This is a genomic window from Alcanivorax borkumensis SK2 (assembly GCF_000009365.1).
GTDB classification, from domain to species: domain Bacteria; phylum Pseudomonadota; class Gammaproteobacteria; order Pseudomonadales; family Alcanivoracaceae; genus Alcanivorax; species Alcanivorax borkumensis.
Window position 1 is genome coordinate 1,059,554 of the sequence record NC_008260.1, and the last position, 25,072, is coordinate 1,084,625.

Annotated in this window: 18 protein-coding genes; 12 read left to right on the forward strand and 6 right to left on the reverse strand. The window is 55.1% G+C overall.

The genetic code is table 11. The features are described 5' to 3' along the window. Positions 1-83: 83 nt before the first annotated feature. Positions 84-2,099: an excinuclease ABC subunit UvrB gene (uvrB, locus tag ABO_RS04890; protein ID WP_011588229.1), complete on the forward strand. Its 2,016-nt coding sequence runs from the start codon at positions 84-86 to the stop codon at positions 2,097-2,099. Positions 2,100-2,231: 132 nt separating this feature from the next. Here the strand turns inward: uvrB and cysZ are convergent, their stop codons facing one another. After that, positions 2,232-3,098 carry a sulfate transporter CysZ gene (cysZ, locus tag ABO_RS04895; RefSeq protein WP_011588230.1) on the reverse strand — a complete coding sequence of 289 codons (867 nt, stop codon included), beginning with the start codon at positions 3,096-3,098 and terminating at the stop codon, positions 2,232-2,234. A 435-nt stretch (positions 3,099-3,533) separates the two neighbouring features. Here cysZ and smc point away from each other — a divergent pair, with 435 nt between their 5' ends. The 6 genes from smc to ABO_RS04925 all read left to right on the forward strand — a co-directional run bounded on the left by smc (position 3,534) and on the right by ABO_RS04925 (position 12,793). Next, a complete protein-coding gene (gene smc / locus ABO_RS04900) occupies positions 3,534-7,034 on the forward strand; it encodes a chromosome segregation protein SMC (RefSeq protein WP_011588231.1) in 3,501 nt (1,166 codons plus the stop codon). Positions 7,035-7,089: 55 nt separating this feature from the next. Beyond that, complete coding sequence (zipA, locus tag ABO_RS04905; protein ID WP_011588232.1) at positions 7,090-8,010, forward strand: cell division protein ZipA; 921 nt, start codon at positions 7,090-7,092, stop codon at positions 8,008-8,010. A gap of 246 nt (positions 8,011-8,256) precedes the next feature. Then, positions 8,257-10,590: an NAD-dependent DNA ligase LigA gene (gene ligA, locus ABO_RS04910; RefSeq protein WP_011588233.1), complete on the forward strand. Its 2,334-nt coding sequence runs from the start codon at positions 8,257-8,259 to the stop codon at positions 10,588-10,590. Next, a complete protein-coding gene (locus ABO_RS04915; protein WP_011588234.1) occupies positions 10,587-11,168 on the forward strand; it encodes a transglycosylase SLT domain-containing protein in 582 nt (193 codons plus the stop codon). Before ligA ends, ABO_RS04915 begins: the two co-directional genes overlap by 4 nt. 131 nt (positions 11,169-11,299) lie before the next feature. Beyond that, positions 11,300-11,728 (forward strand): hypothetical protein, encoded by a 429-nt coding sequence (locus tag ABO_RS04920; protein ID WP_011588235.1) that lies wholly within the window; start codon positions 11,300-11,302, stop codon positions 11,726-11,728. Between the two features lie 159 nt (positions 11,729-11,887). Further along, on the forward strand, positions 11,888-12,793 hold the full coding sequence (locus ABO_RS04925; protein WP_231483333.1) for a PhzF family phenazine biosynthesis protein: 906 nt from the start codon (positions 11,888-11,890) through the stop codon (positions 12,791-12,793). Positions 12,794-13,033: 240 nt separating this feature from the next. Here the strand turns inward: ABO_RS04925 and ABO_RS04930 are convergent, their stop codons facing one another. The 3 genes from ABO_RS04930 to ABO_RS04940 form a co-directional block, all read right to left on the reverse strand. Continuing rightward, positions 13,034-14,098: a 3-deoxy-7-phosphoheptulonate synthase gene (locus tag ABO_RS04930; protein ID WP_011588237.1), complete on the reverse strand. Its 1,065-nt coding sequence runs from the start codon at positions 14,096-14,098 to the stop codon at positions 13,034-13,036. 583 nt (positions 14,099-14,681) lie between these two features. Beyond that, positions 14,682-15,602 carry an SDR family oxidoreductase gene (locus ABO_RS04935; RefSeq protein ID WP_011588238.1) on the reverse strand — a complete coding sequence of 307 codons (921 nt, stop codon included), beginning with the start codon at positions 15,600-15,602 and terminating at the stop codon, positions 14,682-14,684. Positions 15,603-15,766: 164 nt separating this feature from the next. Further along, the gene (locus ABO_RS04940; RefSeq protein ID WP_011588239.1) at positions 15,767-16,240 is read right to left on the reverse strand and encodes a MaoC family dehydratase; all 474 of its coding nucleotides are present in this window, start codon (positions 16,238-16,240) and stop codon (positions 15,767-15,769) included. A gap of 705 nt (positions 16,241-16,945) precedes the next feature. Between ABO_RS04940 and ABO_RS04945 the strand changes: the two genes are divergently transcribed. The 5 genes from ABO_RS04945 (at position 16,946) to ABO_RS04965 (ending at position 21,942) form a co-directional block, all read left to right on the forward strand. Then, complete coding sequence (locus ABO_RS04945; protein WP_011588240.1) at positions 16,946-17,623, forward strand: histidine phosphatase family protein; 678 nt, start codon at positions 16,946-16,948, stop codon at positions 17,621-17,623. A gap of 93 nt (positions 17,624-17,716) precedes the next feature. Continuing rightward, positions 17,717-18,925, forward strand: coding sequence for an acyl-CoA dehydrogenase family protein (locus tag ABO_RS04950; protein ID WP_011588241.1), 1,209 nt, complete (start codon positions 17,717-17,719; stop codon positions 18,923-18,925). An 84-nt stretch (positions 18,926-19,009) separates the two neighbouring features. Continuing rightward, positions 19,010-20,047, forward strand: a complete 1,038-nt coding sequence (locus ABO_RS04955; RefSeq protein ID WP_011588242.1) for a phosphotransferase family protein — start codon at positions 19,010-19,012, stop codon at positions 20,045-20,047. 116 nt (positions 20,048-20,163) lie between these two features. Then, complete coding sequence (locus ABO_RS04960; RefSeq protein ID WP_011588243.1) at positions 20,164-20,928, forward strand: SDR family oxidoreductase; 765 nt, start codon at positions 20,164-20,166, stop codon at positions 20,926-20,928. Positions 20,929-21,171: 243 nt separating this feature from the next. Next, positions 21,172-21,942: an SDR family NAD(P)-dependent oxidoreductase gene (locus ABO_RS04965; RefSeq protein ID WP_011588244.1), complete on the forward strand. Its 771-nt coding sequence runs from the start codon at positions 21,172-21,174 to the stop codon at positions 21,940-21,942. 232 nt (positions 21,943-22,174) lie between these two features. Here the strand turns inward: ABO_RS04965 and ABO_RS04970 are convergent, their stop codons facing one another. Next, complete coding sequence (locus tag ABO_RS04970) at positions 22,175-23,116, reverse strand: metal-dependent hydrolase (protein WP_011588245.1); 942 nt, start codon at positions 23,114-23,116, stop codon at positions 22,175-22,177. Positions 23,117-23,332: 216 nt separating this feature from the next. Next, positions 23,333-24,757, reverse strand: coding sequence for an aldehyde dehydrogenase family protein (locus tag ABO_RS04975; RefSeq protein WP_011588246.1), 1,425 nt, complete (start codon positions 24,755-24,757; stop codon positions 23,333-23,335). Between the last annotated feature and the right edge of the window lie 315 nt (positions 24,758-25,072).

Consider the following 25,072-nt stretch of genomic DNA (forward strand, 5'->3'; position numbering starts at 1 on the left):
TGGTACACTACCCGGTGATTTTGCACGCATGACTTTTGCTGTTTTCCCGTCGTCGGGAGGGCAGTAGCCATCAGGAAGCCCAAATGTCTGAAAGCCTCTTCAAACTCCATTCCGACTACCAGCCCGCCGGTGATCAGCCCACCGCCATTGCGCAGCTGATTGAGGGTATTGATGATGGCCTAGGCCACCAGACGCTGCTGGGGGTGACCGGTTCGGGTAAGACGTTCACCATGGCAAATGTGATTGCGCAAACGGGCCGGCCCACCATCATCATGGCGCCGAACAAGACGCTGGCTGCTCAGTTGTACGGGGAGTTTCGAGAGTTTTTCCCCGAAAACGCGGTGGAGTATTTTGTTTCTTACTACGATTACTATCAGCCGGAAGCCTATGTGCCCAGCTCCGATACGTTTATCGAGAAAGATGCCTCGGTGAATGAGCAGATCGAGCAAATGCGACTGTCTGCCACCAAGGCGATATTGGAACGACCGGACACCATTATCGTGGCCACCGTGTCGGCCATTTACGGGCTGGGTGATCCCGCCAGTTACCACGCCATGGTGCTGCATTTAGTGCGCGGCGATCATATCGATCAGCGTGAGCTGTTGCGACGGTTGGCGGAGCTGCAGTACACCCGTAACGAGATGGATTTTCGCCGCGCCACTTACCGAGTGCGTGGGGATGTGATTGATATCTTCCCGGCGGAAGAGGAAAAGGAAGCGGTTCGTATTGAGCTGTTCGATGATGAGGTGGAATCCATCAGCATCTTTGATCCTCTTACCGGTGAGGTGATTCGTCGTATTAGCCGCACCACCATCTACCCCAAGAGCCATTACGTGACGCCAAGGGAAACCGTGCTCAAGGCGGTGGAGATGATTAAGGAAGAGTTGGCCGAGCGGCTGGCCGAACTTAAGGAGCAGAACAAGCTGGTGGAAGCCCAGCGGTTGGAGCAGCGCACCCGCTTTGACATTGAAATGCTGCAGGAGCTGGGTTATTGCAATGGAGTAGAAAACTACTCCCGGTTGTTTTCTGGTCGTGCCCCCGGCGATGCTCCGCCCACCCTGTTTGATTACCTGCCGGACAATGCGCTGCTGATTGCCGATGAGTCCCACGTCACCATTCCCCAGTTGGGCGCCATGTATAAGGGCGACCGCTCGCGTAAAGAAACCCTGGTAAGTTTCGGGTTCCGGTTGCCCTCTGCCATGGATAACCGGCCACTGAAGTTTGAGGAATGGGAGCTGCTGGCGCCACAAATGGTCTTTGTGTCTGCTACTCCAGGGCCCTATGAGAAGAAATACGCTGGGCAGGTGGTGGAGCAGGTGGTGCGCCCCACCGGCCTGGTGGACCCGAAAATCGAGATCCGTCCGGCGACCACTCAGGTGGATGATCTGCTCGGCGAAGCCAAGGAATGCATTGCCAAAGAGCAGCGGGTGTTGGTGACCACGCTGACCAAGCGCATGGCAGAGGATCTCACTGAATACCTGAATGAGCATGGTATTCGGGTGCGTTATCTGCATTCCGATATTGATACAGTGGAGCGAGTGGAAATTATTCGCGATCTGCGCTTGGGCAAGTTCGATGTGCTGGTGGGGATTAACTTGCTGCGTGAAGGGCTGGACATGCCAGAAGTGGCGCTGGTGGCGATTCTGGATGCGGACAAGGAGGGCTTTCTGCGCTCCGACCGGTCACTGATCCAGACCATCGGCCGGGCTGCCCGGAATGTGGATGGCCGCGCGATTCTCTATGCGGACAAGATGACCGGCTCCATGGAGCGGGCTATCGACGAGACGGATCGTCGTCGCGAGAAGCAGGAGGCCTTCAATGAGGCCAATGGCATCACCCCGCAAGGGCTGAATAAGAAGATTCGTGACATTATGGATGACAGCGGTGGCAGCCGTTTTGATCGCAAGTACAAGGGCGAAAAGAAAGTGGCCGAGTCTCCGTCGGATTATCTGGGTGCCCGCTCACCGGCGCAAGTGGCCAAGGAAATCAAAGCGCTGGAAGCGAAGATGATGGAACATGCCAAGAACCTGGAGTTCGAGGATGCCGCCGCCACCCGTGACAAGATTCACCAGCTCAGAGAGCTGGGTTTTATGCGCTAGAGATACCCGTTGTGGGTAGCCGCCAACCCTTTGTGTATTGACACCTTCACTGTTACACAATCGCCCATCTTCCCACGGTGCGAACCCGAGCCTTGGTCAGCAAAGTCCGCTTATTAAAAGCGGACCCACAGTTTAGGGCTCTACCCGATTGCCCTGCGGGCGATTCTCTTGCTGCGCAAGTTGCGTGCTTTGCAAGGGAGCGCCTACGGCGTTAATGGTTTGCTGTGAGCCGGGCGATGGGGTGCTGGGCGCCAGTTGTTCCACCCAGATTAGGGTCCCCGCGATTACGGCCACAGGCATGATGAACAGGTTCACCAGCGGGATCATGGTTAGGGCCATGACGATGGCGCCGAAGGTGAGCACTAGCCAGCGCTTTTCTTTTAGCCGTTCTAGCATCACCTCAAAGGGCACCTGGCGATTGTCGGCGCCAAAATCGATGTACTGCATGCCCAGTAACCAGCCAGACCACAAAAACCAGATGGCTGATGCCAGTACGTTGACCACCGGAATAAAGTAAATCACTAAGACTACAAACAAAATCAGCACGGCGCGCCATAGCCAATACCAGGTTTTACGCAGTTCCCGTTTGAAAGTACGCAGGATCATGGCGGGGATAGATTCGTCGTTCATGGGATGGCCGGTGATTTGGATATCCACTTTTTCTGCCAGAAAGCCCATGAAGGGCGCGGCAATCAGCTGCACACCGATGGAAAACACGCTGGCGAACAAACCAAGCAATAAAATCCACACCAACACCACTGCGGCATCGATCAGGAAGTGTAGGGCGCCATTGAGGAAACTCCAGAAGCCGGTTAGCACCCAGTCTGCCGTGGCGGCGGTGATCCAGCCTGCAATCCAACTACCGCTGAGCCAGTACAGGCCTCCGAAAACTAAAATGTTGAAGATCAGCGGGATAATTACATAGCGTCGCAGTTCTGGGCTGCGGGCCAGTTTTAAGCTGCGGGTTAGGTAGGTAATGGCATCGGCGATCTGGGACACGACTAATCCTTGGCGGTTAAAAGCAGCTACACGCTACAAGCCCCGCGCTGCAAGGTAAAGACGTGGGCGTTGTGGCTAGCTATGCTTGCAGGTCGGTGGTGGCAGCAGTAGGTGGAGCAAACGGTCTTTGGCGGCTTATTTACTTGCCTACTTGCTTGGGGCGGTGGCGCGGTGAATCGCTCATGCTGTTTATCTGCTTACCTTCTGCGCTGTTTATGTGCCTATGGATAAAATCGGAATACGGAGCGGTAGGCGATGTTTTGCACTTCTTTGCAGTGCGCTGGGGTTGGGATGCGATATAACCCGGTGTGGTGTGGTTATTGTAATCTCAGCGTCTCGGCGGATGAATTCGGGCCGGGTTGTCGCTAGACTTAGCTCTTTCATTATTGGCGCCCCTAGGGCGTTTGCCGTTGCCGGCGTAGAGACAGCAATCGTATGCGACTGAAATCAATAAAACTGGCTGGGTTTAAATCCTTTGTGGACCCTACCACCACCTATTTTCCGGAAAACCTCACCGCGGTGGTGGGGCCTAACGGGTGTGGCAAGTCCAATATTATTGACGCGGTGCGCTGGGTCATGGGGGAATCTTCCGCCAAGCACCTACGTGGTGAGTCCATGGCGGACGTGATTTTTAACGGTTCCAATGCCCGCAAACCCGTAGCCCAGGCGTCTATTGAGTTAATTTTTGATAACTCCGACGCCACCGTCACCGGTGAATACGGCAAATTCAACGAAATCTCCGTGAAACGCCAGGTCACCCGGGATGGCCAGTCCAACTATTTCCTCAACAACACCAAGTGCCGGCGTAAGGATATTGCCGATATTTTTTTAGGCACCGGTCTGGGACCGCGCAGCTACGCCATTATCGAGCAGGGCATGATTTCCCGGTTGATTGAAGCCAAGCCGGAAGAGCTGCGGGTGTATATCGAGGAAGCGGCGGGTATTTCTAAGTACAAGGCTCGCCGCCGCGAGACCGAGAACCGCATTCGCCGCACCCGCGAGAACCTAGAGCGACTGACTGATATCCGCGATGAGCTGGCACGGCAAATCGAACGCCTGAGCCGCCAGGCCAGTGCGGCGGAGAAGTACAAGCAGTATAAAGAGGAAGAGCGGCTGAAAGGGGCCCAGCTCAAGGCGTTGCGCTGGAAAGGGCTGGATGTGCAGGTTAAGCAGCTGGACCATGTGATTGGCGAGTTGGACGTATCCATGGAAGCAAAAGTGGCGGAACAGCGCCACGTGGATGCGGAAGTAGAACGTTTGCGCGAGAAGCACCACGAGGTGCAGGAGCGCTTCAACGAAGTGCAGCAGCATTTTTACGCCCTGGGCGCAGAAGTGGCGCGCCTAGAGCAGAGCATCCAGCATCAGCGTGAGCGCAAGCAGCAATTGTACGAAGAGCTGGACCAAGTTCGTGCCAGCTGGAAAGAGGCGGATGCACACCTGCGCATCGACAGCGAGAAAGTGGCTGAGCTAGACGCCATTCTGGCGGAGCGTGAGCCGGAACTGGAAATGGTCTGCGAGCAACAGGAAGCCTCCAGCGAAGCGCTGGCACTGGCTGAAGAGACTATGCAGAGCTGGCAGCAGGCGTGGGAAGAATTTAACGGCAAATCCGGCGAATCCCGCCGTCAGGCGGAGGTGGAGCAGTCCCGCATTCAGCATCTGGATAAATCCCAGGAGCGTTTGCGCGATCGGATTGACCGGCTGAAAAAAGAACAGGAATCCCTGGACGCCGGCCCGCTGGCCCAGGAAATGCGCGAGCTGGAAGAGCAGGTTGAGCAATATCGCGGGCAGTCGGAAGAAAACGAACTGCGCAGCGAATCTCTGCAGGAAGAGATCAACCAGCTTCGCCGGGCTAACGGTGACCGGGGTCGCCAATTGGATGAAGCCCGCGAAAAGCTGCAAAGCCTGAAGGGCCGACGCAGCTCCTTGGAGGCTCTTCAGAAAGCGGCCATGGGGGATGATGGCGCGGTCAGCGATTGGCTCACCCGCCATGAGCTGGATGATGAACCGCGGCTGGCGGACCAGCTGCAAGTGGCCGAGGGCTGGGAAAAGGCGCTGGAAGCGGTGCTCGGCGATAGCATTCAGGCGGTGGCGGTGAGTGGTTTTGAACAGCTCAACGACTGGTTGGACGACCTGTCCCACGGCCGCCTGGCGCTGGTTAGCCCGGGGGCGGTAAAGGCCACAGCCGGTAGTAAGGCGACACTATTGCGCGACCATGTTGAAGGTCAGGCACCGGAAGGCCTGCTAGCAGGGGTCTATGTGGCCGATAATCTGGACGCGGCGCTGACCCTGCGCAGTCAGTTAGAGGCCCATGAATCCGTGGTTACCCGTGACGGTATTTGGCTGGGGCCGGATTGGCTGAAAGTGGCGAAAGAGGAAGACCAAGAAGCCGGTATCCTCGAACGCCGCCGCGAGTTGGAGGCGTTGGTCGGCGAGATTGAGACTCTTCAGGCCACCGTGGATGATCTGAAAGAGCAGCTAGAAAGCACCCGCGAGCAAATTTCCGAGCTGGAAGAAGAGCGCGAAGAGGTGCAGCGACAAGCGAGCCGAATTAACCGAGAGCTGGGTGAAATCAATGCTCAGGTGAGTGCCCGTCAGGTGCGTCTGGAGCAGATTACCATGCGCCGTGAGCGTCTCGGCCGAGAAATGGACGAGACCAACGAGCAGCTGGAGCAGGAACAGGAACAGCTGAAAGAAGCCCGGGCGGTGCTGGCCGAAGCGCTGGACGCCATGGAAACCGATAGCGGTGAGCGCGAAGCGTTGCTCACCCGTCGGGACGAATTGCGTTTGAGCCTGGATGAGTCTCGCCAGAAAGCCCGCCAAGATCGTGACCGGTCCCATCAGCTGGCTATGGAGGTGCAGGGTGCTCGCACCCAAGCGGATTCGCTGCGACAGAATTTGAGTCGCCTGGAAGCTCAGGTGCAGATGATGGCCGAGCGCAAGGCGCTGCTCGAAGAGCAGACCAACGAAGGCGACGAGCCGGGCACCGAATTACAGATGCAGCTGGAAGAAAAGCTGGAAGTGCGCCTGGAAGCCGAGCACAAGCTGGCCGAAGCTCGCCGTGAACTGGAAACCGTGGACCATGAAATGCGTAACCTGGAAGGCCAGCGCGGCCAATTCGAACGCCAGGCCCAGGAAGTGCGCAGCACCATGGAGCAGAAGCGGATGCAGTGGCAGGACCTGAGCACCCGACGGCAAACCGTGGCAGAGCAGCTGGCCGAGCAGAACTTTGACCTGGATACGGTGCTGGAGAACCTGCCGGACGAGGCGGATGAGCAGCAGTGGGCACAGGAAATGGACATGATTGGTCAGCGGATTTCTCGCCTGGGCCAGATTAACCTGGCGGCCATCGACGAATACCAGCAGCAATCCGAGCGCAAGAACTATCTGGACAGTCAGAATGACGACTTGGAAGATGCCTTGGGCACCCTGGAAAATGCCATTCGCAAGATTGATCGCGAGACCCGGGCCCGTTTCAAAGAATATTTCGATCGCATTAACCGTGGCCTGCAGGAGCTATTTCCGAAAGTTTTCGGGGGTGGCCATGCCTATTTGGAACTCACTGGCGATGACCTGCTTGATACCGGTGTTACCATTATGGCGCGGCCCCCGGGTAAGCGAAACAGCACCATTCACCTGCTCTCCGGTGGGGAAAAGGCGCTGACCGCGCTGTCGCTGGTATTCAGTATCTTCCAGCTTAATCCCGCACCGTTTTGTCTGCTTGATGAGGTTGACGCGCCGCTGGATGACGCGAATGTGGGACGTTTCTGTAACCTAGTGTCGGAAATGTCTGCAAAAGTGCAATTTATCTACATCACACATAACAAGATTGCGATGGAGATGGCTGCTACTCTGATGGGTGTCACTATGCATGAGCCAGGGGTTTCCCGTCTGGTATCAGTGGATGTGGAAGAAGCGGCCGAAATGGCGGCAATGTGAGGAGTCGGTGCCGTTGTAATAGCGGTGCTTCAGCACAAGCAAGGAAGAAGAGGCGATGGGCCTGAACTTAGAAACATTGATTGGCATTCTGGTTATTTTGATCCTGCTGATTCTCGTCGACGGTATGCGGCGGATGATCAGAGAGCGGCATGGGCGCCTGCGTATGCGCATTGACCCCCGTTACCGTGACCAACCGGAAGAAGAGGAAGACCGCGGCCATAACCCAGAGCTAATCGGCTCTGCTCGCGTGATCCGTCGTGCTATGGAAGAGGATCAAAAGGAACGCCCACCCATGGTAATGGAGCCGGATGAAGCGGCCGCAGATACCCGTACGGCTGAACAGCAAAGCCTGTTCGAAGCCGAGCAAGGATCGGCGCCTCAACCGGGGGGGGCGCCCGAGCCCCAGCCAGAGGTTGCCCCGGCCCCTAACCCGTCGGCAGTAGAGCGACAGCCAGAATCGACTCCCGAACCTCGTGAGGCGCCTCGCCAAGAGCCACGGATAGAGCCTAAGGCCGCACCGAAAACGCCCCGCGAGCCTCAGCCCGTGCTGGAAGTGATCGTGGTACACCTGATTGCCCACCGTGGTGCGCCTTTTGACGGTGGCGCTTTACTGCGCATGCTGTTGGAAGCGGGGTTGCGTTATGGTCGCATGAATATTTTCCATCGCCATGTAAGTGTGAACGGTGCCGATGATTTGCAATTTTCCATGGCCAATGCGGTTGAGCCCGGCACTTTTGATTTGGATACCATGGAGAGCAAGACGTTTGCCGGGGTGACATTCTTCCTGAAACTGCCGGGGCCTACTGATGCCAGGAGCGCATTGGACAAGATGCTGTCTATTTGCCAACGGCTGGCTTCGGAACTGGATGGTGAACTCAAAGATGAACAGCACAGCGTATTGACCCCGCAGACCATGGAACACCTACGTCAGCGCGTGCAAGAATTCGAACGGCGCCAACGGGTGCCGAGCGTGTAAAAGCAGTTGAACGTTTAACGTTGAAAAGCAAAAGCCAAGCCCTATCTTGGCGCTTTAGGGGGCGTGCAGCGTAGATTGTCGGATCTCAATGGTACTTGTATTTTTGGGTTCTTGCTGCGCCCTTACTGAAAATCGCTGGCGTGGCCTTTCCAATAACGAGGCGACAGCCCGTGTTTCAACGTTAAGCTTTACGCGTTCAACGCACCCCGCCTTTTCAATCACTAAACTCTCACTGCTGCGACCACTGTGACGAATAACAACGATCCTTCCCTGCAAGCACAATCCCTCCGTGATCAGCTTAACGACTGGTCCTACCGTTACTATGTTCAAGATGACCCGGCGGTGCCGGATGCGGAGTACGATCGGGTATTTCGCGCACTGAAAGACCTGGAAGCGCAATACCCTGATCTAGTTACCGCAGATTCGCCCACCCAGCGGGTGGGTGATGTGCCGTTGGATGCGTTTGAGCAGGTGCAGCATGAAGTGCCGATGTTGAGCCTGGACAATGCCTTCGATGATGAGGAGCTATGGGCCTTTGATAAGCGTATTCGTGAACGCTTGGATGTGAGCGAAATCATTGATTACGTGGCCGAGCCCAAGCTCGACGGGTTGGCGGTGTCGTTGCTTTATGAGAACGGTGAGTTGGTGCGGGCGGCCACCCGCGGCGATGGGCAAACCGGTGAGAATATTACCGTGAATGCCAGAACTATTCGCTCGGTGCCTCTTAAACTGCGTGGCAATGATGTGCCTAAGCGGTTGGAAGTGCGCGGTGAAGTGGTCATGCCCCACGCTGGCTTTGAGGAGCTTAATGCTCGCCAGCAAGAGGCTGGGCTAAAGCTTTTTGCTAACCCTCGTAATGCCGCGGCAGGCAGTTTGCGGCAATTGGATTCTCGCATCACTGCCAGCCGCCCGCTGGAATTTTATGCCTACTCCATGGCCCAGCTGGAAGGCTGGGAGCATCCGCCTACCCATTCGGCCATGCTTGATGCATTACGCGACTGGGGTTTACGCGTAAACCCGGAGATTCGCGTTTGTCACGGGGTAGAGGCCTTGCTGCGTTTTTATCAGGGCATCTTGGAAAAACGCGAGCATCTGGATTACGACATTGATGGTGTGGTGTACAAGGTAAACCGCTTCGACTGGCAGGATGACCTGGGCTTTGTTAGCCGGGCGCCGCGCTGGGCCATCGCCCACAAATTTCCCGCCCAGGAAGAGCTCACCGTGCTGAACGGTGTGGATTGGCAGGTAGGCCGTACCGGGGCGCTGACGCCGGTGGCGCGGTTGGAACCGGTGCACGTGGGCGGGGTGATCGTTAGCAATGCCACGCTACACAATATTGATGAAATTCAGCGCTTGGATATTCGCATTGGCGATACCGTGGTGGTGTACCGGGCCGGCGATGTGATTCCCAAGGTGGTGCGGGCACTGCCAGAGCGACGTCCGGCAAATGCGCAAGGCATTGCTTTGCCGTCGTCGTGCCCGGTGTGTGGTAGTGAAATTCTGCGTGGCCATGATCAAGTGGTGGCGCGCTGTACCGGCGGCTTGATCTGTGGCGATCAACGGCGTGAAGCCATCAAGCATTTTGCCTCCCGCCGGGCCATGGATATTGATGGGCTGGGTGACAAGCTAGTGGATGCGCTGGTGGATCAGGAGCTGATTACCACTGTGGCCGATCTGTACCGCTTGAAAGCCGAGCAGGTGGCGGGCCTGGAGCGCATGGGGGAGAAATCGGCGGATAATCTTATTGCGGCGCTGGAAGCCTCTAAAACCGTGGGGTTAGGCCGCTTCCTGTTCGCGCTGGGGATCCTACAGATTGGTGAAGAAACCGCCAAGAATCTGGCTGACTGTTTTGGCGATCTGGATAGCATTCGCCATGCTCCGTTGTTGTTGTTGCTGGCGGTGCCGGATGTGGGTCTGGAAGTGGCCAAGGCCATCGGTGCTTTCTTTGCCGAAAGTGATAACGAGGCGGTGATCGACGGTTTGTTGGCGCAGGGGGTGAGCCCACAGGCCAGCGGAGTACCGTCTGCTGCCTTTGTGAAAAGTCTGACGTTGGCGCAATTGTTAAAGTCCGCCAAGCGATTGGGCATGAATCTTGAAGGGATTGGTGACAAGTCACTGGACATCTTGGGTAGCCATTTCCGCACGGTCACTGAATTGAGTGCGGCGGCGGCTGAAGGGGCGGGCGCCGAACCCAAGGGCGTACGCTCCGGGGTTATGACACAGCTGGCCAAGGCGTTGGCGGAAAATGACTGGCGAGGCCGGCTGCAGGATGCGGAAAAAAAGGTTGCTGATATGGCTGCCCGTGCCCCCCAGGAAATGGAAAGTCAGCCTTTAGAAGGGCAGACCTGGGTACTGACCGGGACGCTTGAGCAGTTTACCCGGAATCAGGCTAAACAGGCCCTACAGCAGCTGGGCGCCAAAGTGGCTGGGTCGGTGTCTAAAAATACTCGCATGGTGGTGGCAGGTGCATCTGCGGGCTCCAAACTGGCGAAAGCGGAATCGTTGGGCATTGAGGTATGCGATGAAGCTGCGCTACTGTCCCTATTGAACCAGCACGGTATTGATCCGGGAGCGTTATGAAAGTCTGGCTAACCCTGCTTTTGGTAGTACTATTTCTGAGTGGCTGTGCTGCCACACCGACGCATACAGATAATGTCTGTGCGGTGTTTGATCAGCGGGGGGGCTGGTTCAATAACTGGTACAAATACGCCAAGAACACGGAAAAAGAGTACGGGGTGCCGGTGCCCGTGCTGATGGCAACGATCTACAAAGAGTCGGGGTTTAATGCTAGAGCGAAACCGCCGCGCACCAAGCTACTGGGTTTTATCCCCTGGAAACGCCCGTCGTCGGCCTATGGCTATCCTCAGGCGCTGGACGGCACTTGGAATTGGTACAAAGACGCCACCGGTCGCCGTGGCGTAAAGCGCAATGATTTCAAGGATGCGGTGCGATTTGTCGGCTGGTATCACTACCAGAGTTACAAGAAAAATGGCGTGGCCCGTAACGATACCTACAACCTTTATCTGAACTACTACGCCGGCCACGGCGGCTATGCCCGCGGCACCTGGAAAAACAACAAATGGATGAAAGGCGCCGCCCAGCGCACCGCCTCCATGGCGAACCGATATGAGCAACAAATGCAGGGCTGTGGAAGGTAATAGCGACAAGTGATGGGTTTGGAATGGTAGGAAAACTCCCTGCCTTATGACGGGGTTTGATTTGAATGGTGCTTGATTGTTACTTGTCGCGGTAAGCTAGAGTTTGTAGCTGATTTTCCCTGGGGTGTTTTTTGGATAATGAATCCATCGTTTACGGCTGCATTAAGCATTTACCGTTTGGTAATTTGCAGGAGCGTAAGACGAGTTGTTTTCAAAACCGCAAGGCCATTCGGCAATTACCGCAGGCAGACGAATGGCCGTTTCTGTGTCGGGAAATGTTTTGCGTACCCGGAGACGACTTGATGGGCGGCACCTTCCAGACTCAGGTGATTCATTTCGGTATGTCTTACCGTGCGGTGGAGTACGAGTGGGAGCACTGGATCGCTAAATTTGAATCTCTGCTCAAGAATATGTACTGGGTGAATGCGGTGGTGCACTTGGAAACTGAATTGTCCGGGTTTCATACCTTCGTGTGGGATAGTGCCGACGCGTACCACGCACCCTCTGACGCGCCTTTACGGGTGCGTTGCGAGTGGGCCCGTGAAGGGGCTATTTCCTGAATCTTTGCTTCAACGTTAAGGCCTGCTTGAGTGCCTGATTAGAGCCTTCCGCCTGTGCAAATAATCTTTTTCCATTTGCCATTATTTCCTCTCTTGCTGATTGCATTCTTTTTTCCTTGCTGCATAGTCAAGTGAGAAAATCATAAAAAGGTGAGGATGATGGCTCTCAATTATTCATTGCTTGATGTATTTGCTGGCGCACCATTTCAGGGCACTCAGGTGCCAGTGGTGATGTTGGATTCGGCCAACAGTAGTGATGCCAGTAAAACGGCTATTGCCGGTGAGTTTCAGCAAACTGAAACCGTGTTTATCGAGCCGGGAAATGATGCTTCGCCGGTGACGGTGTTTAATAGTAAGGGTAAACAACTATTCGGTGCCCACACCATTCTGGCAGCGTCTTATGTCGCTTATGAAATGGGGCTGACAAAAGATGAAGGGGAATTTGCATCGTTTCTGCTGAAACAAAATGAGCAGTTGATTGAGAGTTTTATTGATAAGGGCGATAGCTCGCCGGGGGCGATTCAGTTTGCGCGAGTGCTGAATCCGACAATCGACCGCTACACTCCAGAAGTTCCTCGTTTGGCGGCGGCGCTGAACATTGACGAAAAACATATTTCGTTCAGTAAGTACAAGCCGATGGTGGTGAGTGTGGACAAGCCCACGCTGATCGTGCCCTTTACTAAACCGGAACACGTACTGGCGGCGAGCCTTAACCCGGATCGCTGGTCGGATCTGTTCGGTGGTGTTTATACCTCGGAGCTTTTTCTATTCGCTCCGGGAACCATTACCGGGTTTACGGAATTTCATGGTCGGTTGCTAAACCCCTCGCTGCCCCGTGATGCGTTTCCGCCGATTGGTGCGGTGATGCCGGAGTTTATTGCCTACCTGGCAGAACAGGGCGAGACGGCGCCCGGTACCCATACCCTGTCTGTGGATCGAGGTAGCCATGAAACCCGTAAAAGCATTCTCCATGCAGAATTCGATAAGCGCCCGGGCAAAGAGGTGCGCTGCCGCATTGGCGGTAACGTGATCAAGATGGGGACGGGGTCACTGCTGTATTCGTGACCCTGAGCTTATTCGTTACCTGAACGATTTTTCAGGTAGACGATGAACGCCACGGTGGCGATGACAGTAAGAAACAGCACGAAGGCTGTGATCAGTTGGTCGAGGGTCAAATTACTGAGCATGGGGCTTCCTTGGTGTATAGGTGAAAATGTATTTTCAAATTAGCATGGTCGCTAGCGTGTTGCATGGCCAGTGACTGCCAGGCCTCTCCTGCAATGGCAGGAGGCCCGGTGTTTGGTGTTATTCAATCGCGCAGAGTGCGGCGCGGGTCTTGTCCCAGCCTAGGCAGCCATCAGTGATGGACAGGCCATGCTGAAGCGGTTTCCCTTGGCCTTGTTTACCGTCGTGGAGATGGCTTTCCAGCATGATTCCGGCGATGGCGGTTTGTCCTTGAGCTCGTTGTTGCAGCAAATTTTGTAGCACAGCAGGCTGGCGTAACGGGTCTTTACCGCTGTTGGCATGGCTGCAGTCCACGATCAGGCGTGGGTTACAACCTTTGTTCTTGAGGGCGGCAGTAGCGCGCTGCACGTTGTTGGCATCGTAGTTGGGCCCGTCGTGGCCGCCACGCAACACCAAATGGGTATCCAGATTGCCGGCGGTTTGTAGCAGCGCGCTGTGGCCGTGTTCATCCATGCCTAAGTGGGTGTGAGGATGGATCGCCGCGCCCATGGCATCACAGGCCACGTCAATGCTGCCGTCAGTGCCATTCTTGAAACCCACAGGCAGAGCCAGGCCGCTGACCATTTCCCGGTGGATCTGGGATTCTGTGGTGCGTGCCCCGATGGCGGCCCAACTAAGCAGGTCGCCTAGGTAATCTGCAGCCATGGGGTGCAGCAGCTCGGTGGCAAGCGGCAGGCCTAACCGGGCTAAGTCCAGCAACAGGTGGCGGGACACATTCAGGCCAGTGGCGATATCATTGCTGCCATCTAGATGTGGGTCGTAGAGCATGCCTTTCCAGCCCACAGTGGTGCGGGGCTTTTCCACGTAGGCTCGCATCACAATGAAGACTTTGTCGTCCAGCTGAGCCGCGAGTTCTGCTAGACGGTGCCCGTATTCCAAGGCGGACTTAGGGTCGTGAAGTGAGCATGGCCCGGTGATTACCAGCAGACGTGAATCTTTGCCATTGAGAATATTGCGAATCGTCTGACGGTGCTGCTCAATGTGTGCGGCGAGTGCGGTATTCACCGGCAAGCGCTCACGCAGTACCGCAGGGGAGGGCAGCGGCTGGCTGCGGCGTGGGGTCGCCTGGCGCTCTTGGATTAGGCTGGCGGCGTTTTCGATATGTTGTGTGCTTACCTGTTGCATGGTGTTCCCTTATTGCGGCGGCGCGTTATCGTCGCGCGTGATTCGTCGATCGCTGTTCTGTGCTGTGCAGGTTAGGCCAGCGGCTAAATCGGGTTGTCAGATCGTTCGGTTGATAGCGATACATGCTACTGGCCTCTTGGTGCTGTCTGTTGTTTGCGGCTGTATATCAGCCAATAAAAAACCCCGGGCGGGTTACCGGCCGGGGTTGGATGTGTTCGGCAGGCGTCCCTTAGCTAGCGGGCGCGCCTGAGTATCAATCAGGCGCGCGAGCGGCTAAACCAATACCCGTAATATGACGCAGCAGACACCGCCATACCGGCCATCAGGCCAGTCAGGGTGCGTGTGTTGAACTGTGCTGCGTGCATAGTTATGTCTCTTGAATGTGCTTCATTTAAGGCTAAAGAGTAGCGGTAGCTTGAGAGAGGTGCAAGAGGCTAGGCCCATGTTGCACGATAGCCGCTGACTATTTTTTATATGGCATGGTTTGCGGGCCCACAGTAATTGCTGCGCTGTAGTCCCGCCAGGGTTGAGTGGGAGGCGGTTGTCCTCGCCTCCCACTCGGTAATACTGAGTGGCGTTTGATTCAGCCCAGCTTGATGCCCTTGGCTTTGGCGACCATGGTTAGAATTTTGGTTACGTGGTCGCCACCGGTCATTATTTCGCTCGCGTTATCCATATTGCCGATTTGTTCAAAGTGGGCGGCAATACCATCCGCATTGCGCTCTTCGTCATTCAGGTAAACGCCTTCGCTTTCCATTATACGTACCATGGCGTAGCAACCAGCGCCAGCCAGCAGGATGCGATGGGTAGGGGCTTCGTTGCTTGCCAGGAACAGCACCGCCGGGGTGATTTCCTTTGGCTCCAGCATGGCCAGCACTTTAGGCGGCATCAGGTCTTCAGTCATGCGAGTGGCGGCGGTAGGAGCAATGCAGTTTATCTTGATGTTGTACTTTTCACCTTCCAAAGACAGGGTGTTCATCAGCCCGACCACTGCCAGCTTGGCGGAGCTGTAGTTGGCCTGCCCGAAGTTACCATACAGGCCGGAGGCAGAGGAGGTCATGACGATGCGGCCATAGCCCTGTTCGCGCATGATCGGCCAAACGGCCTTGCTGCAGATTTCTGAGCCGGTGAGGTGAACCGCCACGACTTTATCCCAGTCGTCCTGGGTCATCTTGACGAAGCTCTTGTCGCGAAGGATGCCCGCGTTGTTGATGAGCACATCAATGCGACCCCAGGTATCCATCACCTGTTTTACCATGGCTTCGACCTGAGCCATGTCGGAAACGTCTGCACCGTTGGCAATAGCGTCACCACCGGCAGCCTTGATTTCTGCAACCACTTGCTCGGCGGCTTCACTGGAACCACCGCTACCATCGCGAGCGCCCCCGAAATCATTCACTACCACTTTGGCGCCGAGTTTAGCCAGTTCCAACGCGTGGGATTTGCCCAGGCCATTGCCCGCGCCGGTGACGATGGCCACCTGATTATCAAAACGGATTGTCATGGGTTATCTCTCTAAATTTTTTGAGTTGAAAAGTGCAAAATTCAAAGTTGAAACGCAAGTAACGGCATTGTCGAGTGACGGGCTGTCACGCCGTGAAACAGGCACTAATGTGCGGAATGTTTCAGCTTAATAGCGCGTTCTCTTGCGATTTAAACGTTGAACGTTTAACTCGGTACTACTACCGCCAGGCTTAACCACTGCGCCATCAAGGCAGGCTTTTCCTGACCTTCAATTTCAACTTTGACACCGTGGCGCAGCTGCCATTCTTGGTCGGAGCGCTGCTTCACTTCCAGCAGAGTGAAGGATCCTCGAATCTTACTTCCTTCGCGGACCGGGTTCATGAAGCGGACCTTGTCGAAGCCATAGTTGATGCCCATGACTTGCCCCTTGATGGTAGGCAGTACGTCCATAGCCATGGCCGATAGCATTGACAGAGACAGAAAGCCATGGGCAATGGTGGCACCAAAGGGGCTTTCCTTGGCGGCGCGCTCCGGGTCGGTATGGATCCATTGCGGGTCTTCGGTGAGTTCAGCGAAGCCATCGATGCGTTGCTGGTCGACGGTACGCCACTGGGATGTGCCAACGCTTTTGCCAATGTTCGCCTGCAGCTCTTCAAGGGTGGTTTGCTGTTTGCTCATAGTGCTTTCCCGTTGGTGGCCCGGTAAGTAGCAGCCGAGATCCACTCTCCAAAATGTCTTTTAGAAGAAGGAGTATGTGGGTGACCTAATCAGTCGTAAAGGATGAAAGGCGCCATTAAGGGCGAAAAATATGTCATGGCTTGCTGTGTGGCCAATGGTGTATCTCTGACGCTATTTTAAACATTAGAAGCAAGCGGTTTTTTAGGAAGAAATTTTTAATAAACAATAGCCTAGGGTGGCCGGTGAGAGCGATTCTGATGGGCTTGCATAACACACTACCGCTGAGCAGCGTGACCCGTTAACCGGCTTGTCGGCCCCTGGTAATCAGTGCGAAACCCTATTCATAGTGGTGCTGGGAGAGGGTAAGCGTTAAGGAAAGAGCGTTGCTGGTGGCACGACAAAGCGTGATGAAGCAACCATTGAGTGCGAAGGCGCTTTAACCGGCAGCTGGCGCGCTGCCTCTCCTAAACAAGCTCATCTCCTCTGGGCTTGGTTACCCCGCCGTTCTGCTCTTCGAGGCTGGCCCCAAAATATTGTGGCACTTTCGATAACAGGACATAGAACTTCAAAATTGCAGCCTCTGTGTCTTGAAGGGAGGCGCCATAATGAATGGTGTTTATTCACAGGGATGAAGAATATCAATTTCACTAACTAATGGCGCTAATCTAATCTGGTTGAATATTATTTTGAGCCGAGGATACACGCATGGCCCAGTTTTACCTTGTCCGCCACGGGCAAGCATCGTTCGGTACCGATAATTACGATCGCCTTTCCGAACTGGGTCACCAGCAAGCTCGCTGGCTGGGTGAGTATTTTGCCGAACGGGATATGGGCTTTGATGCCCTTGTGTGCGGTGATCTGGTACGGCATCGGGAAACGGGAGCCGGTATTTGTGAAGGCCTGGGTGTGGCCTTACCCGAAGACATTCAGTCCGGCCTTAACGAATTCGATTTCCAGTCACTGGTGAATGCCTACCTGGCTCAGCACCCGGACCAGGTGCCTAGCGAAGGTGCTCCGGTGGCGGCCTTTTACAAGGCCTTGAAAACGGCCATGAAACACTGGCGAATGGATACGCTGACCGGCGATCTGCCGGAAAGCTGGCAGGGCTTCTCTGACCGGGTTGCTGCCGCCCGCGATCACATCCAGCAGCAGTACAACGATAAGGACCGGTTGCTGATTGTCAGCTCTGGTGGTGCCATGGCCATGTTCATCAAACATATTCTTGGCGCGTCGGACGAGGCCGTAGTGGAGCTGAATCTGCAGATTCGTAACAGTAGTGTGAGCCACGGTTTTTTTAATCAAAAGGTGGTGCGTATGGCTAGTTTTAATAACGTGCCGCATCTAGATCGCCCTGACCGTTTCGACGCGATCACTTACTACTAATTTTCGTGCTTTGTGCTCCAACCTTGTACGCGCTGCATCGCATTTAACGCAGCCACGAGACTGCAGGAGCAAACGGGTAATAGGGAGAGCGTCATGGATTTTCAGTACACAGAAAAAATGCAGACATTGATCACTCAGGTGCGTGATTTTATTAACAACGAAATCCGCCCGGCGGAAAACGTGTATTACGAGCAGCTGGCAAAGAGCCCGTGGGAAACGCCGCCGATCATGGATGAACTGAAAGAAAAGGCCCGAGCTAAAGGGTTATGGAACCTGTTTTTGCCTACAGAGTACGCAGAGTACAGCGCAGGCTTAAGTAACCTGGAGTATGCGCCGCTGGCAGAAGAAATGGGGCGCTGTCGTATTGCATCCGAAGCGTTTAACTGTGCTGCTCCGGATACTGGCAATATGGAGGTGCTGGCAAAATACGGCAACGATGCTCAGAAAGAACAGTGGTTGTTGCCGTTGTTGGAAGGCCGTATTCGTAGTGCCTTCGCCATGACCGAGCCGCAAGTGGCGTCCTCTGACGCGACTAATATCGAAACGCGTATAACGGAAGATGGCGACGATTACATCATCAACGGCCGTAAGTTTTATATCAGCGGCGCCATGCGAAAAACCTGCGAAATTATGATTGTCATGGGCAAGAGCAGCCCGGATAACCCCAACCGCCACCAGCAGCAATCCCAGATTTTGGTGCCTACCAATACCCCCGGGGTCAACATTGTTCGCCCGATGCAGGTATTTGGTTACAACGATGCACCCGAAGGCCATGCCGACGTTATTTTCGACAATGTGCGTGTGCCCAAGGCCAATATAATTCTCGGTGAAGGGCGGGGTTTCGAAATCGCTCAGGGGCGCCTGGGTCCGGGCCGGATTCACCACTGCATGCGTATGATCGGCGCGGCTCAGGAGGCGTTTGAGATGATGTGCAAGCGGGTAAACCAGCGTGAAGTGTTCGGTGCGCCCATGAGCAAGCAGGGCTCGGTGCGCGAAGATATCGCCAAATCTTACTGCGAGATTGAGCAGGCACGGTTGCTGACGCTGAAAGCCGCAGACGCCATGGATCGCTCAGGTAACAAAGACGCGAAGGATTTGATCGCTATGATCAAGGTGGTTGCGCCTAATATGGCGTTAAATGTTATCGACCGGGCGATTCAGATCCACGGTGCCGTGGGCTTGAGCCAGGATACGCCGTTGGTTCACTTCTTTAGCTACGCGCGCACGCTGCGTCTGGCCGATGGCCCGGATCAGGTGCACATGATGCAGTTGGGCCGGAACATGGCTAAACAATTCGCCTGATTTCAGGTGTGGCCCGCAGCGTCAATCGCGTTCTGGGTGTTGCTTTTTGCGCAGCAGAAAAAAGAAGAACAGTAGGAGGGCTCCATGTCCCAGATAGATACACAGAAACTGGCTGAGTATTTTGAGCAGCATATCGAGGGCTTCAAGGGTCCCATTGAAGCGGAGAAATTCGAGGGGGGGCAGTCCAACCCTACCTTCAAGATTACGGCCGCCTCTGGCTCCTATGTGCTGCGCCGTCAGCCGCCGGGCAAACTGCTCAAATCCGCCCATGCGGTGGATCGCGAATTCCGTGTTATGGCCGCGTTGAAAGACACCGATGTACCGGTGCCCAATGTGCTGCACCTGTGCGAAGACCGTGATGTTATCGGCTCCATGTTCTATGTGATGGAGTTTTGCGAAGGACGCATTCTCTGGGATGCGGCGCTTCCCGAGGCGGGAGAGGGCGATGCCGCAAATGCGGCACGCCGCGAGATGTACTCGCAAATGAACCGGGTGCTGGCGGCCATTCACAGTGTGGACCTGGAGGCCGTCGGCCTGACTGATTACGGTAAGCCGGGCAGTTATTTTGAACGTCAACTCGACCGCTGGACCCAGCAGTACGACGCGTCCAAATTGCAGGAAATTGCGGCCATGGATTCGCTGATCGCCTGGTTACAGACCCATCAACCAGAGGATGACGGCCAAGTGTCACTGGTGCACGGTGATTACCGCTTGGACAACTTGATGTGGCACCCGCAAAAGCCGCAAGTCATGGCGGTGCTGGATTGGGAGTTATCCACCTTGGGCCATCCACTGGCGGATCTGGCGTATCAGTGTATGGGTATGCGAATGCCTCAACGAGGCGCCAAGATGGCCGGTCTGCAAGGCAAAGACCGTACTGCGTTGGGTATTCCTACTGAAAAAGAATACGTGGCCATGTATTGCGAGCGCCGTGGTATTGCCCATATCGACAATTGGGAATTTTATCTGGCATTCAGTTTTTTCCGCCTTGCGGCCATTTGCCAGGGAGTCGCGAAAAGGGCTCAAGACGGTAATGCCTCCAGCAAGCAGGCCTCTCAAGTAGGTGCTCTGGTCGAGCCACTGGCCTCCATGGCCATGCAAATTATTAATGAAGGGGCATAAAGCCACGGCAAGCTGCAAGCGAAAAGGAAAGCCGGGCGGCAATGTGGCTATTGTGCTTTCGAATAGCCGCAGGCTATGGGGCTTGCGGCTTATGGCCTTTTTTCGGGAGAGAAATAATGGGTACCGATCTTTTTAATCTTGAGGGCAAGGTTGCTCTGGTGACCGGCGCGAGCCGGGGTATTGGCGAAGAAATTGCCCGCCTGTTGGCAGAGCAGGGCGCCCATGTGATTGTGTCCAGCCGTAAGATTGATGGCTGTCAGGTCGTTGCCGATGCCATTAAGGCAGACGGTGGCAGCGCAGAAGCTTTTGCTTGTCATGTGGGCGAGCTGGCGCAAATTGAAGCGGTGTTTTCCCATATCCGTAAGGTGCACGGAAAACTCGATATTTTGGTAAACAATGCCGCGGCTAATCCATTTTTCGGGAATATTCTTGATACCCCGGTGGACGCCTTCGATAAGACCGTGGATGTGAACTTACGTGGTTACTTTTACATGTCCGTGGAAGGGGGCAAGTTGATGCGCGAAAACGGCGGTGGCGCTATCGTCAATACTGCTTCGGTGAATGGTCTGACTCCGGGCGAAGGCCAGGGGGTGTATTCCATTTCTAAAGCTGCCGTGATCAGCATGACCAAGGCGTTTGCCAAAGAGTGTGCGCAATTCAACGTGCGAGTGAATGCGTTGCTGCCGGGGCTGACTAAAACCAAGTTCGCCGGTGCCCTGTTTGCCAACGAAGATATCTATAAACAGGCCCTGAGCCAAATCCCCATGCGTCGTCACGCGGAACCCAAAGAAATGGCCGGCACGGTCCTTTATCTAGTCTCTGATGCTGCCAGCTTCGTGACAGGTGAGTGTGTTGTGGTTGATGGCGGCTTTACGATTTAACACTCACGTTGCTATCAAACCGTTATAGGTCTTCGCTTTTAGGGGGCAAAACGCGGGTAGGGTGCTCCGGTGCTCTCGGTGCGGTGAGGCTAGGTAGATTTTTAGTGTATCTGCCTGTTTTCCGTTTTGCTGCCTTCGTTTGTGCCCAGATAAGGGAAGGCCTACAGCGGCTTTTTGTAAGCAGATGGATGCCCAAGGCGGGTCAAGAGTGTTGTTTTACCGCTTTCGGTGCAGGAGGAAGTAATGGATCCAATTCTCGATTTTACCGGCAAGACGGCGTTGATCACCGGTGCGGCCAGCGGTTTTGGCAAATTACTGGCACAAGAACTGGGTAAGCGCGGTGCCGCGCTGGTATTGGGCGATATCAATATGGATGCCCTTAACCCGTTGGCAGACACACTGGCTGAGCAGGGCGTTAAAGTTGCCGCACTGCGCTGTGACGTGTCCAGTGAGGCGGATTGTAAAGCCATGGTGGATGCGGCGCTGTCTCAGTTCGGTCACCTGGACTTGGCTGTGAACAATGCGGGTATTGCCCACGGTTTTATTCCGTTTACGCAATTGAGCGAAGAAGTGCTGGATCAGCAGATGAACGTGAACGTTAAAGGCGTGATGTTCGGCATGAAGCACCAAATCGATGCCATGAAGGTGGGCGGCGGCAGTATCGTCAACGTGAGTTCCATGGCGGGGTTAGGTGGTGCGCCTAAAATAGGGGCCTACTCGGCGGCCAAGCATGCGGTGATTGGGCTCACACGCACAGCAGCAGTGGAATATGCCAAGCGCAACATTCGCGTGAATGCGATCTGCCCGTTTTATACTCATACACCGATGCTGGATGAAGGTGAGCTAGCAAAAAACAGGGAACAGGTGCATGCCATGCTTGCCTCCGGTTGCCCAATGAAGCGACTGGGACAGCCCTCTGAGATTGTTGCAGCCATGCTCATGCTGCTGTCGCCGGCCAACAGCTATATGAGTGGCCAGGCCCTTGCTGTGGATGGTGGTGTATCCGCGTTTTGATTTGCCGTTTTGGGTTCGGCTTGTGGGCTTGTTTGAAGGTTAACGGGGGGGGCTTTCGGCGTGTATGCGCCTTCTTTTAGGCTGGTTAGCAAGCTATGCCCCATTTGGGGCATAGTGCAGGCACTTTTGAAGGCATGTTGGTTGCCGTCGATTAAAGTGCAAAAAACGACGGCGCGCCAGCCGGAGTACCCTGAAGGCTATGTAAGCATACAGGGCGCTTTTCAACGGCTCTTTAGTGCGTTTTTTTACCTTTACCTTTGCGCTGGGTTGCCTGGGCATGTTGCTCGGTGAGCAGGCCGTTCGGTCCAAACAGTTTTTCTCGCCATTCCTCCAGCAACGCATCGGTGTCGTGCTGGGAAGGGTGGAAATCTCGTTTAAAGAAATCTAGGTACTGGGGCGTTAATTTGGTGAACAACCCTTTGCGACCGAACAAAAAGGTGAGGCCTTTCCAGTTACTTTTCAGATCAAACAGGCGACCGTCTGAGGCCAACATGCGTGCCTGGAAGGCGGCCATTACGGTGAAGAAAAGGACGGTGGTTGGGATCATAGCACCAGTACGAATGGCGTAGCTGCCGCTGACTTTCTCATAGACATCGTAGGCCACGGTTTTGTGTTCGTTTTCTTCCAGCGCATGCCATAACCACAGTTTTAACGTGGTTTCATCAATGAGTTTTTTCTGATGCTCGTCTTCACGTAGCAGCTGTTCAGCGATGATGGCAGTGTAATGTTCCAGGCACACCGTGGTGGCTAGCTGGAAAATTTTTGGGGTACGTTTTTGCATCAGGCCGATCAGTTTGCCCAGGGATTTGTCCAGCTTGTCCGTGGGGTAGCCGAATTTCATGCCCATATTGTTCCAGGCTTCATGCTCTTTACTGTGCATGGCTTCTTGGCCAATAAATCCGGCCACCTGTGCTTTCAGTGTGCTGTCGGTAATTTCTTTACGGTAATGACGCACGGAATCTACGAAGAAAGCTTCGCCTTTTGGGAACAGGGTGGACATGCTCAACCAGAACGCGCTCAGAAAGGGGTCGTTATCGTAGAAGTACCGAACGGATGTTTTGTCATCAAATTCAAAGTCGAGCCGACGGGGTGGAATATCCACGGTGGCGCCCAACGGCACTTTCTGGGCCTTCGCTTGGCCTGACTCAATGGTGGTGGATGCTGTTGTTGTCATGGTGTACTCCTGTCCCTGGCGGCAGAGTCGCCGCTGAATTCATACTGTTACATTACTCAATGTAATGAATGTTCAGGGTTAGAGTAGGTGAGGTAAATGGCATTTTCGCGCCCGGGTCGGGGCTAGAGGGCCAATCAGCCACGCTGAGCGTGCAATTGGACCCCCTCTGCGAGTGCACAAAACAAGGTTTTTGATTGTCCATTGAGGACGAAGGCGTTAGCTGGGTAGGAACAGGGATTTGGTTTCCAGAAACTCTTCAAAGCCGAAGCGGCCCCATTCCCGGCCAATCCCGGATTGTTTGTAGCCACCGAAGGCGGCTTGTATATCCGGGCCCGCTCCATTGATATGGACATTGCCAGTGCGCAGGCGAGCGGCGATCTGTCGGGCTTGGGAATCGTCCCCGAACACATAACCGGAAAGGCCGTAGTCGGAATCGTTGGCGATGTCGACGGCGTTCTCGAGAGTGTCGTAGGGAATCATCACCAGCACGGGACCAAAGATTTCCTCTCGGGCAATGGTCATCTGGTTGTTTACTTCACTGAACACGGTGGGGCGGGCGAAGTAGCCTTTGTCGATACCCTCGGGCTTACCGGTGCCGCCGGCTACTAATTTGGCGCCTTCTTGTTGGCCTTTCTCGATCATGGTTTGTACCCGTTGGTACTGACGGCGGTTGGCGATTGGACCCATTACGGTCGCGTCATCGGAGGGATCGCCAACCACTATGGCGTCGCAGACTTGAGCGGCAATCTGTTCGGCTTGCGCTAGTTGATCCTCCGGTACCAGCATCCGTGATGGCGCATTACAGCTCTGCCCTGTGTTGGCCATCATTGCCCGCACCCCGTGGGTGACGGCCTGTTCTAGGTCACAGCCTGGCAGCAAGATATTGGCGGACTTACCGCCCAGCTCCAGAGACACGCGTTTAATGGTGCTGGCCGCTTCCCGGCTCACGGATTCCCCCGCTCGGGTGGAGCCGGTAAGGGATACCACATCAATGCGAGGGTCACTGGATAGCAATGGCCCCACGGCGGCACCGTCGCCATAGACCATATTGAAAACCCCGGCGGGGAGATCCGCTTCATCAATAATCTGTGTGAGCAGGTTGGCTGACAGCGGGGCAAATTCACTGGGCTTGAGCACCATGGTGCAGCCTGCGGCCATGGCCGGAGCGACCTTGCACATGATCTGGTTCATGGGCCAGTTCCACGGTGTAATCAAGGCGCACACTCCTGCGGCTTCACGGCGAATTAGCGACTGGCCGACGGCTTCTTCGAAAGGGAACTCCCGCGCTATGGCTAGGGCGGTCTTCAGATGGGCAAGCCCCATAGGGGCCTGTACCTTGCTCGCCAAAGTGATCGGTGCGCCCATTTCCTGGCTAATCGCTTCCGCCATTTGGGGTAGATGAGCCTGGTAAGCTTCCAGTATTTTTTCCATGTACCCCAGCCGCTTTTCCAGCGGCAGGGCGGACCAAGAGGGGAAAGCTTGGTGAGCGGCGGCGATGGCTGCATCAATATCCGCGGCTTGGGCCAATGGCAGGGTGGCAATCTGTTCTTCATTCGCAGGGTTGATAACGGCGTGGGTAGTGGCTTCCTCTGTGGGAGAGACCCAACGGCCGTTAATGTAGAACTGCTGCAACGTGTCCATGGAGAGGTCCTTTTGTTGGTCTTCCATTGAGTATGGAGGGTCAACACTACAATAGTGGCATGTAATTTTAAAAAACGGTGTTGGTTCTTCCCTGCGGAATTTGGGCCCCGCCTGAAAGAGGTGGTGCGGCAAGTGGATAAGATGATGCGAGGCCGCAGCTGGAAAATGGGCATGCGGTTGGTGTGCTAGCGTCAGCGAAACAGAAAATGAACATGAGACTAGGAGTGAAGCTCTGCGTGCTGAGAGACTTTCCCGGGGCGATGCCGATGCCTGATTGTATGTGGGCTGCTCTCTGTAGAGGTGGCTTCATGCGGT

Coding starts and splice junctions, on each gene's coding strand:
- ABO_RS04955 (WP_011588242.1), top strand. CDS start 19,010: ATGTCCCAGATAGATACACAGAAACTGGCTGAGTATTTTGAGCAGCAT.
- uvrB (WP_011588229.1), top strand. CDS start 84: ATGTCTGAAAGCCTCTTCAAACTCCATTCCGACTACCAGCCCGCCGGT.
- ABO_RS04940 (WP_011588239.1), bottom strand. CDS start 16,240: ATGAGCAAACAGCAAACCACCCTTGAAGAGCTGCAGGCGAACATTGGC.
- ABO_RS04925 (WP_231483333.1), top strand. CDS start 11,888: ATGGCTCTCAATTATTCATTGCTTGATGTATTTGCTGGCGCACCATTT.
- smc (WP_011588231.1), top strand. CDS start 3,534: ATGCGACTGAAATCAATAAAACTGGCTGGGTTTAAATCCTTTGTGGAC.
- ABO_RS04930 (WP_011588237.1), bottom strand. CDS start 14,098: ATGCAACAGGTAAGCACACAACATATCGAAAACGCCGCCAGCCTAATC.
- ABO_RS04935 (WP_011588238.1), bottom strand. CDS start 15,602: ATGACAATCCGTTTTGATAATCAGGTGGCCATCGTCACCGGCGCGGGC.
- zipA (WP_011588232.1), top strand. CDS start 7,090: ATGGGCCTGAACTTAGAAACATTGATTGGCATTCTGGTTATTTTGATC.
- ABO_RS04945 (WP_011588240.1), top strand. CDS start 16,946: ATGGCCCAGTTTTACCTTGTCCGCCACGGGCAAGCATCGTTCGGTACC.
- ABO_RS04960 (WP_011588243.1), top strand. CDS start 20,164: ATGGGTACCGATCTTTTTAATCTTGAGGGCAAGGTTGCTCTGGTGACC.
- ABO_RS04965 (WP_011588244.1), top strand. CDS start 21,172: ATGGATCCAATTCTCGATTTTACCGGCAAGACGGCGTTGATCACCGGT.
- ABO_RS04950 (WP_011588241.1), top strand. CDS start 17,717: ATGGATTTTCAGTACACAGAAAAAATGCAGACATTGATCACTCAGGTG.
- ABO_RS04915 (WP_011588234.1), top strand. CDS start 10,587: ATGAAAGTCTGGCTAACCCTGCTTTTGGTAGTACTATTTCTGAGTGGC.
- ABO_RS04975 (WP_011588246.1), bottom strand. CDS start 24,757: ATGGACACGTTGCAGCAGTTCTACATTAACGGCCGTTGGGTCTCTCCC.
- ABO_RS04970 (WP_011588245.1), bottom strand. CDS start 23,116: ATGACAACAACAGCATCCACCACCATTGAGTCAGGCCAAGCGAAGGCC.